The organism is uncultured Brevundimonas sp., from assembly GCF_937863155.1.
Classification (GTDB): Bacteria; Pseudomonadota; Alphaproteobacteria; order Caulobacterales; family Caulobacteraceae; genus Brevundimonas.
Genome location: NZ_CALMFB010000052.1, coordinates 15,976 through 28,126 on the forward strand (window position 1 = coordinate 15,976; position 12,151 = coordinate 28,126).

General features: G+C 70.5%; 16 protein-coding genes and 1 pseudogene. 10 read left to right on the forward strand and 7 right to left on the reverse strand.

Annotation, left to right across the window (positions count from 1 at the left end):
• Nucleotides 1–2: 2 nt before the first annotated feature.
• The 7 genes from Q0581_RS07940 to Q0581_RS07970 form a co-directional block, all read right to left on the reverse strand.
• On the reverse strand, nucleotides 3–188 hold the full coding sequence (locus tag Q0581_RS07940; protein WP_298699205.1) for a hypothetical protein: 186 nt from the start codon (nucleotides 186–188) through the stop codon (nucleotides 3–5).
• On the reverse strand, nucleotides 188–619 hold the full coding sequence (locus Q0581_RS07945; RefSeq protein WP_298699207.1) for a hypothetical protein: 432 nt from the start codon (nucleotides 617–619) through the stop codon (nucleotides 188–190). The genes Q0581_RS07940 and Q0581_RS07945 overlap by 1 nt, the downstream gene beginning before the upstream one ends.
• The gene (locus tag Q0581_RS07950) at nucleotides 619–924 is read right to left on the reverse strand and encodes a hypothetical protein (protein WP_298699208.1); all 306 of its coding nucleotides are present in this window, start codon (nucleotides 922–924) and stop codon (nucleotides 619–621) included. Before Q0581_RS07950 ends, Q0581_RS07945 begins: the two co-directional genes overlap by 1 nt.
• Nucleotides 924–2,810 (reverse strand): ParB N-terminal domain-containing protein, encoded by a 1,887-nt coding sequence (locus tag Q0581_RS07955; protein WP_298699210.1) that lies wholly within the window; start codon nucleotides 2,808–2,810, stop codon nucleotides 924–926. Before Q0581_RS07955 ends, Q0581_RS07950 begins: the two co-directional genes overlap by 1 nt.
• Nucleotides 2,810–3,133, reverse strand: coding sequence for a hypothetical protein (locus Q0581_RS07960; RefSeq protein WP_298699211.1), 324 nt, complete (start codon nucleotides 3,131–3,133; stop codon nucleotides 2,810–2,812). Before Q0581_RS07960 ends, Q0581_RS07955 begins: the two co-directional genes overlap by 1 nt.
• Nucleotides 3,130–3,525, reverse strand: a complete 396-nt coding sequence (locus Q0581_RS07965) for a hypothetical protein (protein ID WP_298699213.1) — start codon at nucleotides 3,523–3,525, stop codon at nucleotides 3,130–3,132. Before Q0581_RS07965 ends, Q0581_RS07960 begins: the two co-directional genes overlap by 4 nt.
• Before the next feature lie 226 nt (nucleotides 3,526–3,751).
• Nucleotides 3,752–4,408: an XRE family transcriptional regulator gene (locus tag Q0581_RS07970; RefSeq protein WP_298699214.1), complete on the reverse strand. Its 657-nt coding sequence runs from the start codon at nucleotides 4,406–4,408 to the stop codon at nucleotides 3,752–3,754.
• Nucleotides 4,409–4,496: 88 nt separating this feature from the next.
• On the opposite strand from Q0581_RS07970, the gene Q0581_RS07975 reads away from it, so the two are divergent.
• The 10 genes and pseudogenes from Q0581_RS07975 to Q0581_RS08020 form a co-directional block, all read left to right on the forward strand.
• Entirely contained in the window at nucleotides 4,497–4,784 is a 288-nt protein-coding gene (locus Q0581_RS07975) for a hypothetical protein (RefSeq protein ID WP_298699215.1), read from the forward strand.
• Nucleotides 4,781–5,521, forward strand: a complete 741-nt coding sequence (locus Q0581_RS07980) for a helix-turn-helix domain-containing protein (protein WP_298699217.1) — start codon at nucleotides 4,781–4,783, stop codon at nucleotides 5,519–5,521. The genes Q0581_RS07975 and Q0581_RS07980 overlap by 4 nt, the downstream gene beginning before the upstream one ends.
• Entirely contained in the window at nucleotides 5,518–5,847 is a 330-nt protein-coding gene (locus tag Q0581_RS07985; protein WP_298699219.1) for a hypothetical protein, read from the forward strand. The genes Q0581_RS07980 and Q0581_RS07985 overlap by 4 nt, the downstream gene beginning before the upstream one ends.
• 71 nt (nucleotides 5,848–5,918) lie before the next feature.
• Nucleotides 5,919–6,746, forward strand: a complete 828-nt coding sequence (locus Q0581_RS07990; RefSeq protein WP_298699220.1) for a DUF2303 family protein — start codon at nucleotides 5,919–5,921, stop codon at nucleotides 6,744–6,746.
• Nucleotides 6,747–6,789: 43 nt separating this feature from the next.
• Nucleotides 6,790–7,464, forward strand: coding sequence for a hypothetical protein (locus tag Q0581_RS07995; RefSeq protein ID WP_298699222.1), 675 nt, complete (start codon nucleotides 6,790–6,792; stop codon nucleotides 7,462–7,464).
• Nucleotides 7,442–7,711, forward strand: a complete 270-nt coding sequence (locus Q0581_RS08000; RefSeq protein ID WP_298699224.1) for a hypothetical protein — start codon at nucleotides 7,442–7,444, stop codon at nucleotides 7,709–7,711. Before Q0581_RS07995 ends, Q0581_RS08000 begins: the two co-directional genes overlap by 23 nt.
• 115 nt (nucleotides 7,712–7,826) lie before the next feature.
• Nucleotides 7,827–9,059, forward strand: coding sequence for a hypothetical protein (locus tag Q0581_RS08005; RefSeq protein ID WP_298699226.1), 1,233 nt, complete (start codon nucleotides 7,827–7,829; stop codon nucleotides 9,057–9,059).
• Nucleotides 9,056–10,798 carry a phage/plasmid primase, P4 family gene (locus Q0581_RS08010; RefSeq protein WP_298699227.1) on the forward strand — a complete coding sequence of 581 codons (1,743 nt, stop codon included), beginning with the start codon at nucleotides 9,056–9,058 and terminating at the stop codon, nucleotides 10,796–10,798. Before Q0581_RS08005 ends, Q0581_RS08010 begins: the two co-directional genes overlap by 4 nt.
• 349 nt (nucleotides 10,799–11,147) lie before the next feature.
• The gene (locus tag Q0581_RS08015; RefSeq protein ID WP_298699229.1) at nucleotides 11,148–11,765 is read left to right on the forward strand and encodes a hypothetical protein; all 618 of its coding nucleotides are present in this window, start codon (nucleotides 11,148–11,150) and stop codon (nucleotides 11,763–11,765) included.
• 107 nt (nucleotides 11,766–11,872) lie between these two features.
• Nucleotides 11,873–12,151, forward strand: a pseudogene (locus Q0581_RS08020) (hypothetical protein); the annotation flags it as partial.

Consider the following 12,151-nt stretch of genomic DNA (forward strand, 5'->3'; position numbering starts at 1 on the left):
CTTCAGTCATGGGGGTGGCCCTCTCCGTTGGTGTCGGTGGCGGCCGGCAGCGGAGCGAGGTCGAAAGCCCAGCGCTCCATGGGAGACAGGCGGCCCAGCCGATCCAGGGTGCGGATGTGGCTGTGGCGCTGGTCGATCTGCTGGGCCAGATTCGGTGCGCGCGCAGCGTCGGGGCGAACCGGGTTCATTACGCCGCCCTTTCGGCCGGGGTGGGGACGGCGGGGTTGCGGGCCAGGGCGGCGCGCAGGGCGTCCTGGCCTCGGCCGTCCAGATAGGCGTAGCCGATGAGGCCGTCGCGATCGTTGCCGGCGTCCAGGGCCCAGACCTCGACCGCGCGGGTGGGGCCGGCGCGGTCGGGCAGTTGAATGTCCTCGACGTCGACCATGTCGATGGCGCGCAGGTCGCGCCGTCGCTGGATGGCGCGGGCCAGCTGGTCCGCGTCGGCGAAGATCAGGGGTTTGACGGCCGGGTCCAGGCGCTGGGTCGCGGGACACAGGCGCGGGATCAGGGCGAAACGCACGTCATCGGCCATGACGGGGCCTTTCCGGAAGGTGAGCGGGAGAAAGCGACGGCCGTGGGCCGCCAGCAGGGGCGCGGCTTCGATGAAGGGGCGGCGCATCAGGCGTCGTCCTGGTCGGGGCGCTGAAGGTGCGACCCGGGCAGAACCTGCACGTGCGGTTCGCCGCGCCGATCGAAACTGAGGAAGCGGAAGCGCCAGCCATTTCGCGCAGCTTCGACGCCGACGATCACCCCGTGGATTTTGACGCCGGGCGCGACGGAATGGACAGCCACAGACCACAGGTCGAAGGGCGGTGTTGCGCCGCCGATGTGGAATGCGCCGATGGTTTCGCGGGCGTGCGCCACGAAGACGCTGGCGGGCCACCGCTTCGTTTCGATTGTGGCGACATCGATGTAGCCGGACATCAGGCGTCGTCTCCTTCCGCGTCGTCGGAATCGGACGCGGCGTCCGGGTCGTCGTCTTCATCGGACGGCGGATAGGCGTGGACGACCTCGGCCGCGTGGCGCGCGGTCCATCCGTGTTCGGGGTCGCCGAAGTCGGCGTCGATGTCCGCCAGGTGGGCGGTCAGGATGGCCGGGGCGTCGGCGCCGTTCAGGGCGGCCCGGTCGTCGTCGCCATAGTCGGCGATGGTCTGGGCCATGACCGCCAGGAAGGCGTCGCGGTCCAGCGGCCGGTCGGCCACCGGCAGGGGCGGTTCGGCCGGGGTGGCCTGTTCGGCCGCCGCGTTGACCGCCAGGGCGATGAGGTCCGCCAGGGCCAGGTCCTGATCGTCGGCGCCGGCATAGGTCGCGACGCGGAACATATGGCCACCGTCCGCGTCGACCATCCAGCCGTTCGGAGTCGGCGTCCACGGCAGGGGGTGTTCGGCCAGGGCGGCGATGGCCGCGATGCGATCGGTGGATGGGCGCACGGTCGGGTGTTCGGCCTGGAGCGCACGTTCGGCCGCCGCCTGTTCGCGCGCCCGGGTCCAGGCGTCGTGCTGGGCCCGGCGGGCGGCGTCGCGTTCGTCCTCCAGGGCGCGGCCGCGGGCCATGGATTCCTCACGCTCGGCGTTGCGGGCGTCGAGGCGGGCCTGCAATTCGGGAGAGATGGCGAAGGGGCCGTTGAGCCAGGGAATGGACCAGCGGCCTTCCTCGGGTTCGCGCAGGCCCAGCTGGTCGCGCAGTTCGGTCGCCCCGGCGGCGGCGCCTTCAGGGAACAGGGTCTGGGCCAGATCCCAGCCGCGGTGTTCACAGCGGGCTGTGGCGCGCCCCTGGTCGTCAACCGTGGTGGGCAGGGTGATGGCCCCGGCCTTTTCCAGGGCCTGGGCGTCCGGGTCCTGGGCCGCCGCGTCCCCGTCGATCTGGATGGGTTGATACAGGTCGCCGCCGTTCGCCGCCGCGCGCAGTTCCGCGAGAATCAGCCGCTGGCGCGGAGTGAATTCGGCCATGGCCTTTTCCAGGGCCTTGCGCTTGGTCTCGGCGGCCTGGACCAGCTGGCGGGCGTCGCGGACGGAGAGGAATTTGGGGTCGTCGCGCGGCAGGGTCATGCGGGCCTGATCGGCGTCACTGAGGCAGTCCAGCAGTTGCAGCCGCATCTGGACGTGGCGCTGGGTCAGGCTGACCCGTTCGGCGATCTGGTCCGTGGTCAGGCCGGCGTCGCGCAGGCCGCGATAGGCCGTGGCTTCCTCGATCGGGTTCAGGTTCCGGCGCTGGAGGTTTTCGGCCAGGGCTGCGAGGCGGACCCCCACCTCGTCGGCGTCCAGCAGGCGGCAGGGGATGGCCCGGTCGGCGGGCCAGTCACCCGCCGCGATCAGTTCACCGATGGCGCGCCAGCGGCGTTCGCCGCCGACAAGGACATAGGGGCCTTGATCGCCGCCGCCATTGAGCAAGCGGACGACCAGGTTCTGAAGCAGGCCGTTGGCGGCTATGTCGGCCGCCAGGGCCAGGAGGTCGGCCTGGGCTTCCTCACTGTCCCAGTCGCGGCGCGCGTTGTCCGAGTCGGCGTAGATCTGGTCGTGCCGCAGGATGATCTGGCCCTCGGCCTGGACGCCCGTCTGGGCCTCGACCTGGCCTTCGGCCACCTGGGCCGCCGCGATGATGGCGTGGCCGGCAGGGGTGACGGCCCATGGATCGCGGGTCAGGAATCCGTTGTCCGCCAGCCGGCCGAGGGTCTCGGCCAGGTTCGACTTGTCCCGGCCCAGGACGTCGGCAAGGGCGGTCAGGCCGATGCCCGGTTCGCGCGCCACGCCCACCAGGGCGGACACATTCTGGAATGCGTAGGCCTTATCGGGGTGGGGGGTCTGGTCCATCAGGCGGCCTTTCGGGATGGCGAGGGTCGGGTGCGGGCCAGGGCGGCCAGCAGGGCGGCGGGGGCGTGGGCCCCAGGGCCGGCGGCGAAGGCGAGGAAGCGGGCGGCGGCCGGATCGGCGCCCCGGGTCGGGGCGACCCAGACCAGGACGCCGGGGAAGTAGTCGCCGCCGTCCAGGGTGGCGGCGCCCGGGGTGCAGGACAGTCCCCGGCCCTGGCGCAGGTGGTGGAGACGGTCCGCCAGCTCATCCACATGGGCGAAACGTTCGATGGGCTGACCGCCATCGGCGGGCGCCAGCAGTGGCGAACCGGGTTCGCCGCTCACGACGCGGCCCGCAGGATCAGGACGACGATCAGAAGCAGGCCCAGGGCCAGGACGATGTTGCGGCCGGTGACGTGTTGACGCGGCGCGGGCCACACGGCGGCGCCGCGATCGGCTTCATCCGCCGCCTGTTCCAGCCGTTGGGCGTCCAGGGCGGCGCCGGGGCCGGGCGGGTCGCGACGCAGGCACAGGGCCGCGCGCCGCGCCTGGGGCGGGGTGAGCAGGCCCCGGAACCCGGCGGCGATGACGCCGACGCTGGTGTGACCCCGCAGGTCGCGGGACACCCAGACGCGCGGTTCGACCCAGGGCGCATGGTCCAGCGCCAGCAGCAGGTCGGTGACGGCGTCATCCACGCTGGGGGCGGCGTGGGGAAAGTTCAGGATGGTCGCGGCCATGAGGACACCTCCGAAAGGGGTGTCCGCACCGGGACCGGCGCGGATCGCCGGCGGGCCCGGGGGTGCTGGGGGGGGCAAGGGAAGGCCCATCCGGTGCGGACGAGCCGACAATGATGGGCAATCGCCCACTCTGTCAATCAAGAAAATGGGCAACCGCCCATTATTGAGGCGTCAAACCGTCATCACCAACGACGCGGGCGAACCGGGTTCGCATTTTCGAGCGGAATTAAACCCTGCGCGCGTACCAGACGACGCGGCCGATGACGTTCACCAGTTCGGCCAGCACCCTATACTGGTTGTGGTTCTTGTTGTCGGAGATCAGCACAAGTTCGGTGGGGTCGCTGTAAGGGACCAGTTCGAGCCGCTTCACCACAGTCGCGTCACTGTCCCATATGGCGTATATTCCCGGCTTGGCCGGGTTGCGGTCGGCATGATCGATCAATACCCGATCGCCCGACCGCAGGGTGGGTTCCATCGAGTCGCCCTCGACCTGCACGACGGCCAGGGAGGCGGGGGAGAGGCGAAGCTCGTTCACCAGGTAGGCGCGTGAAAACCGCCAAACGCCCACGGCGCTCTCTTCATCGAACAATGCGCCTGGCCCGGCCGACAGGCGGACATCGTGTTCGTTCACCGTAACGAGATCGCCCGCCGAACGCGCGGTGTCTTCGTCCAGGATGTCGGTCTCGCCCACGAGATAGGCCACGGTGCATCCGAGGATGCGTGACAGGTCCTGGAGCTTGCTGGCCGAAGGTTCCCGATCGCGCTTGAGGATGTCGCGAACGAAGGTTTCGCCCAGCCCAGCCTCAAGGGAAGCGGACTTCATGTCCAAGCCCGTGGCGTCCAGACGTTCCTGAATGCGCCGCTTGATCAGGGTGAGACTCATGCGCCCTTATCCGCCCGCAGCGCGATGGCGGTAAAATGGGCTGATGCCCACTTGACGAATGGGCGAACGCCCATCATCGTCCCGCCTCATGCTGGACGCCCTTATCACCGAGATCGAACAACACTTGCTGGCGCGCGCCACCGCAGGCGTTCCCCTCGCGTCTTCGACGCTGGGCCGTATGGCCGTGAACGACGGGAAGCTGGTCGAGCGCCTCAAGGCCGGCGGGCAGATCACGGTGGGCAAGGCGATGCGCGTCCGCGAATGGATCGCGGCGGACAGGGCGGCGCATGGGCTGTCGGTTGACGAACGTCATATCCCCACCCTGCCCGAACCGGCCGACGACGGCGCCGGTGCAAAAGCCGGGGCCGTGCAATGAGCCGGGGCCTGACGGATGGTGAGATCAAGGCCCTGTTCCGGCAGCTGGTGAAAGCGGTCGGCGGGGTCGAGGCGGCGGGCGTGGAATTGGGCGTGTCGCACCAGCGGGTGTCGGTCCTGCAATCCCCGGCGGCGGCCGACATGCCGACCGTGCGCCAGATCATCGCCCTGGAGGTGGTGGCCAAGGCGCCTGTCGTCAGCGGGCCGTGGTTCCGCGCCATCAAGGGCCAGGACGAGGACTGCGTGACCGTCCGCATCCGCATGGTCTGGACCCCCAGCCTGTTGGCAACCCTGCGCGCCTGGCGCGAGCAGGGGCATGGTCTGGCCCCGATCGCGCGCGCCCTGCAGGCGGAGCCGGTGGACGTGGACCGGGCGCTGTGGGCCCTGGTGGGTCGGACGCCGGTCGAGGCGGCGCGGGCCCTGGCGCCCGGTCAGGCGATGATGACGCGGCTGCTGGCTGAACGGGCCGGCAGGGTCGTGACGTTCGAAGCCCTGCACGAGGCCAGCCGAGCCCTGCCGGGTCTGGGCCGTCGCGATGAGCTGGCGGACCCGCGCCGCGCGATTCTGGTCCAGATGCATCAGGTCCGCCGACGCCTGACGGCGCGCGGACTGGATGCGGGCATCCGCAACGTCTGGGGCCAGGGCTACCGGCTGTCGGCCGATGGCGCGGCCCGTCTGAGGGCCGTCCTGGCCACTGATTTTTCCCCGCCTCAACATCCACAGGAGAGACACCCATGAGGCCCATCACCGATGTCCTGCGCGAGATGCGCAAGGGCCGGATCGTCGAGGACGCCACCGAAGCCCTGCATGAAGTGGTCAAGGCGGTCGACGCGACCAACAAGGCCGGTTCGGTCACCCTGAAGATCAAGGTCAAGCCGTCGAAGGACGGCGGCTGGGAAAAGACCCTGAGCGCGGCGATCAGCACGGACGTGCCCCGCCCCGACATGCCCGACGCGGTGTTCTTCTCGAACGCGGATGGCGACCTGGTGCGGGACGATCCGGAGCAGACGCGCCTGTTCGAGGACACCGAACGCCCGGCCCGGCCCAAGGCGGTCGGGGACTGATCGACGCGCGCCCGCCCCGTGGCGCGCGGGCGCGACACACCAGCCACGTTTGAACAGAGGAGACCCTGTCCATGACCGACAGGACCAACGCCGACGCCGTGGCCGACCTGGCCCGGCGGGGGGTCGTGACCCCCGCAATCCTGAAGACCGAAAGCGGTCGTGAGCTGCTGATCCTGCCGGCCGAAGGCGGCGGGGCGTCGCATTACGATGTGTCGGAGAAGGGGGGGCAGCTGGCCCCGGCGCCGCTCTGGGTGGCCCAGGCGGTCACCATCCAGACGTCCGCCAGCCTGATCGACTATCTGGACCGGTTCGATGGCGACGGCACGGTGCTGTTCGCCGACATCGCCCATGACCGGATCGTCGGGGCCCTGGATTATCACGACCCGGCCGAGGCGGGCCGGGTGGCCCATACGGCGACCCTGACCCTGCCGAAATCGGTGGAGTGGGAGACCTGGACCGCCATCGACGGGCAGTTGATGGGCCAGCTGGAGTTCGCCCGGTTCCTGGAAGAGAACGCCGTCGATATCGAGGCCCCGGACGCGGCCGACCTGCTGGAGACGTGCCGCGACCTTCAGGCGCGCCGCAAGGTGAATTTCACCAAGGCCGTGCGCACGGCGTCGGACAATGAGACGTTCGAATACACGGACGAAACCTCGGCCGCGACCACCAAGGGCGGGGTGGAGATTCCGACGAAGTTCATGCTGCGCATCCCCGTCTATTTCGGCGGGCGGACCTACGCCATCGGCGCCTTCCTGCGCTGGCGTCTGGAAGAGGGCGCGGGGCTGCTGCTGGGTATCAAGCTGCACAACCGCGAACACGTGCGCCAGGCGGTGTTCAAGGAGGTGGTGGACGAGGTGGCCAGCGCCACCGGCCGCCGCGCCTTCTTCGGCCGCATGTGAGGAAGGTCGCCCCGGCGCGTTCGCGCGCCGGGGCGGGACCGCCATGTCGGGAACCTATCGCGCCATCACCGAAGTCGAAGAGGGCCAGGGGGTCCGTTACCGCCTGGTCGCGTGCCGGTGCGGGGCCGAGGGCCGCCTGCGGGACAGGACCCGGCAGGGCATGCCCGGCGAAATGGTGGAGCGGGCGTTCCGCCGCCAGGGCTGGGCCCGGGTGAAGCCCGCCGGGGGCGTGTGCCCCGAATGCCAGCGGCGCAAGGCCGCCAAACCCGAGACGATCAAGGAGCCGCCGATGGCCGCCGAGCCGCCCCGCCAGCCCACGCCGGACGACAAGCGTCGAATCCGCGAGGAACTGTTCGCCCATTATCTGGAGGACCAGGGGTGCTGGTCCGGGGCCCATAGCGACCGATCGGTGGCCGAGGCCCTGAACGTGCCGTTCGCCTGGGTCAGCCAGATGCGCGACGCCCTGGGGTTCGGCCCCGATGTGAGCGAAGCGGCCACGGCCTGGAACGCCGAGATTCAGGCCCTGCGCGCCGAACTGACGGCGACGGCCGACCGGCTGTTGAGCGAGGCCGCCAAGACGATGGACGCCCTGGCGGAACGGCTGGCGGGCCGAGGCGCGCCGGGTGATGACCGTCGTCCCGTTTCCGATCCGCGCCTTCCTGAACCGTCATCAGGCGGTTCATGGCGACCTGATCGTGGCCTGGTCCAGGGCCGATGACGGCTGGCTGGTTCTGTCGGTCGCGGCCGTGGACGCGGACGGATATGTGGCGATGGTGCGCGATCTGGACGGGCGCGCCATAGGGGTGGGCCGGGTCTATGAGACCAGCAGCCTGGCGCGGCCGTGGCTGATCGTGCCGGCGAACCGGGTTCGCGCGGGATGCGCCGATGAGGTGTTCGGCCTGCTGGCGTCGGACCTGGAAGAGATCAAGGCCGCCCTGCGCCCGTGGAAGGCGGTGACGCAGTGACAGGCCGCCGCGAGATCATCGGCGGCTGCACGCTCTATCTGGGGGATTGCCTGAGCTTGCTCGATGACGTGGCCCCCGCCGCGGCCGTCCAGCCCAGCCTGCTGGACATCGCGGCATGAGCGACCTGTCCGAACTGTTCGACCGGGCCCGGGAGAAGGTCAAGGTCAGTGAGGTGGCCGGCGGCAAGCTGGGCCGGGTCGGGCGGCGGCTGCGCGGCGAATGCCGGGTGTGCAAGGCGGGCGAGGGCAAACTGAAGGACGGCCCGTTCTGGGTGGATGACGCCACCGGGCGCTGGGGCTGTTTCGCCGGCCTGGGAGATTGCGCGCGCGGCGGCGACGCGATCCGCCTGGAACAGTTGATGCGCGGCGGGTCGCCGCGCGAGATCGCCGAACGGTTCGCGGGCGAGACCTGGACCCCGGCGGCGCGGACGGAGATCGTCAGCGGCCCGGCGCCGGCGGCCGCCAGGGAGAGGGGCGCCGACCCCGAGGCGGCGCGCAAGGCCGAGGCGGCGGCGCGGATCGCGCGGGAGAGCCGGCGGATCTCGCCCGGGTCGCTGGTGGACCGGTATCTGGAGCATCGGCGGATCGGCGGGGCGGTGCGCGAGGTGATGTGCGCCGAACTGCGCTACCATCCCGAAGCCTTCTATGGCGTCGTCCCGGACGGGGTGATGCTGCCGCCCGGGGCGATGACCACGACCCTGCGCGGCGGGCGACGGGGCCTGATCCTGCCGGCCATGGTGGCGATCCGCCGGACCCATCACGGGCGCACGGGCGGGGTGCATCTGACGTTCCTGCGCGCGGACGGCCGGGGCAAGGCCCGGGTGAAGCGGGCCAAGACCATGCTGGGCCCCCAGACCGGACACGGACGCCCCGGCGGGGCGTTGTTGAGTCCGATGAACGGCGACTGGGCCGAGCGGCCGCTGATCGTGGCCGAGGGGATCGAGACCACGGGGTCGGCGGCCGAACTGTATGCGCAGCAGTTCGGGGCCGTGCCGCGCATGGCGGCGGCCCTGTCGCTGGGGGCGTTGTCGGGCGGATGGCGGGCGGATGAGCGCGGCCGTTACGACGTGGACACCCCCAGCGCCGACCCGGCGCGCCCGGCCTTCACCTGGCCCGAGGCGGGCGCGGTGTGGATCGCGGTGGATCGGGACATGGGGCCGGTCACCGTGCCGGTGCGCGGCCCCGGCGGGCGTCGGCGCCAGCGCCGCCTGGACAGCGACGACCGGGCGCGGGTGTGCGGCGCCCTGGCCACCCAGGCGTGGCGCGAGGCCGGGGCGAACCCGGTTCGCGTGATCGCGCCGGCGGCCGGACTGGATTTCAACGATCAGCTTCAGGAGAGCGGCGAATGAGCGCCGATGGATTTCACGCCTTTGCGGGCCTGGCGGCGGCCCCGTCTCCGGACGAGCTGATGTGGTTCGAACTGAACGACCTGGGCAACGCCAAGCGGTTGATCCGCATGGCGGGCGGGGTGTTCGGCGACGATGAGGCGGTGGACCTGAGCGGGGCGCGTCTGTTGTATCTGCGCGACCACGGATGGATCGCGTTCGACGGCGTGCGCTGGAACCTGGCGCATGGGCCGTCGCTGGCGCGCAAGCTGGCGCATCGGGTGGCCGAGGGCCTGTGGGCCCAGGCCAAGGCGTTCGCCGACCATGCCTCGGGCAAGCGCAAGGCCGCGCCGGCGGCCGGGGTCGAAGCGGCCCCGGCGGGCGATGAGGGCCAGAGCGAGGCCGAGCGGCGTGAGGCGGCGCTGGACGCCGGGCCGCCGCGCAAACCCCGGAAGGACAAGCCCGACCCCGGCGTGGTGGATTTCTATGAATTCGCGCGGTCCAGCGGCAACAAGGGCCGGACGGAGGCCATGCTGGGCCAGGCGGAATCCTATCTGCTGGTCGAGCTTGAGGCGTTCGATCGTGATCCGCTGATGTTCAATGTGCGGAACGGGACCCTGCGGTTCGCCAAGGTTTCGGGCGGGTGGAAGCTGGGCTTCCGCCAGGCGCACGATCCGGCCGACCGGAACACCCGGGTGATGGACGTGGACTATGAGCCCAAGGCCGAGGCGCCGGCCTGGGAACAGGCCCTGGCCAAATGGCAGCCCATGGCGCCGATGCGCGATTTCCTGCGCCGGATCTCGGGATATGGCATCACCGGGGACACGTCGGAGCAGGCGTTTTTCATCTATCAGGGCCTGGGCGGCGACGGGAAATCGACCTTCATCGGGGCTATCCGGCGCATCCTGGGCGACTATGCGGCCACGGCCGATGTGAAGACCTTCCTGGACACCGGCCCGCGATCGGGGTCGGACGCGTCGTCGGATGTGGCGCGCCTGGCGGGCGAAACGCGCATGGTGTGCACGGCCGAGCCGCCGCGCGGGGCCAAGCTGAACGAAGCCATGATCAAGAGCTTCACTGGCGGCGCGCCGCTGCCGGCGCGGCGGCTGAGGCAGGAACAGTTCGAGTTCAAGCCCAAGGGCAAGGTTTTCCTGGAGTGCAACACCCGCCCGGTGATCAAGGGCGATGATGAAGGCATCTGGCGGCGCGTGTTTATCGTGCTGTGGGAGGTGCGGGTCAGCAAGGCCGACCGGATCAAGGATTATGATCTGCACCTGGCCCGCGACGAGGGGCCGGGGATTCTGAACTGGCTGTTGGCGGGCGTCGGCGACTGGCTGGAACAGGGCCTCGATCCGCCCCGGCGGGTCGATGAGGCGCTGGAGGATTACCGCAAGGGGTCCAGCCCGTTCGGCGAATGGCTGGCTGAACGGGTGGTGGTGGACCGGACGGCGCGCACGCCCGCCAGCGACTTCTACCGCGACTACAAGGAGTGGGTGGAGAAGCAGGACAGCGACGCCCGGGTGATGACGCAGCGGGCGTTCGGCACGGCCCTGGGCGAACGGCAAATCCTGCGCGACGGCAAGGACGGGCGCGGGAACATCATGCGGCGCGGCGCGCGGCTGAAGACCATCGCCGAGCTTGAAGACGACCGTCAGGCCGAGGCGCGGGCGCGGGACGACGACGCGTCCGATCAGGGCGACGGCGCCGGCGGCTTTTTCCCGGCCGATGACGATCACGACAACCCGTTCGGCGACGGACAATGACGGACAGTCCGGACCTTCGCATGGTGGAGGATAGGAGGCCGCCGTCGCCGCGCGGCGCGATACGGACAGTCGGCATTGTCCGGCCATCCGTGTTTGTCCGGCGACAAGTGATTGAAAGACCGCCACTTCTGAACAGTACGGACAGTCCGGACCTTTGCGGCGGGTTGAGGGTTAGCGGGCGGGTGCGCGGGCGCGCGTCGTGCGGACGGATGCGGACGGGTCCGTATCGTCCGGTGCGTCCGGCGGCGGGGTTTGTGGGTGTGTCCTCGGGTTCTTGTGTGTGGGTGGAGTCATGATCGCGATCACAAAACAGACCGAAGGTAAGAAACGAGGCCGGAAGGCCTCGGGGTTGCGGGACCTGCCGCCGGCGGCGGCGGCGTTGGCCGTGAACGCCGAAGCCCTGGCCGTCGTGCGCCGGGCCATGGCCACGCGCGAAGAGATGCGCCGGTCCACCGGCATGGCCGGCGGCCTGCCGACCCTTGAGCGGATGATGCGCGACGACGTGGCCATGGCGCAGATCAGGGTGCCCGAGGCGGGCGAGATCAGTCTGCGGCCGGTGCTGCGGGCCGTGAGCCTGGAGGCCCAGCTTGAGCGGGCCGGGTTCGATCGGGCGCGGGCCTGGGCGGGCGAGCGGTTCGCCCGGGACGTGGAGGCCATGACCATCGGCAAGTTGACCGGGTCGTATGGCGAGGGGCTGGGCGGCGGCACGGCGGCCGAACCCCTGCGCATGATCATCGCCATGGATCGGGTGGCCAAAGCGACCGGGTCGCTGAACCGGCAGGAACGCACGGCCGCGTGGGCGGTGCTGGTGTTCGGCCTGACGATGACCGATACGGGGTGGTCGCTGTTCGGCCATCGCGCGGGCGGTGCGAGGGCCCGCCTGGTGGATGCCGCGTGGCTGTTCCTCGACGCGGCCCTGGAGAAGATGCAGCCCTTCTATGAGGCGCTCGGGGACGACACGGCTTGACAAAGTGTTCAACTTAAATGCATCCAAAGGACCAGGCGTAGGACTGCGTCTAGAGAGAACCCGCCCGGCCCCTGGCCCGGCGGGTTTTTCATGGCCCGGAGCCTGCCTTGCCTGTCATGCCGCCGACCTTCCGGCCGCGTGGCCAGCGCACGCGCCGCGATCAGAATCGCGAGGCCGACGCCCGGCGGGGATCGGCCCGCGAGCGGGGCTACACCACGGCCTGGGACAAGGCGTCGAAGGGCCACCTTCGGTCGCACCCGCTGTGCGCCTACTGCGAGATCGGAGAGTTCGACGAGGTGGCGATCACGGCGGCGACGCTGACCGACCACCTCTATCCCCAGCGCCGGTTCGCCGGCGTCTTCTGGAAGCGCGACCTGTGGGTCAGC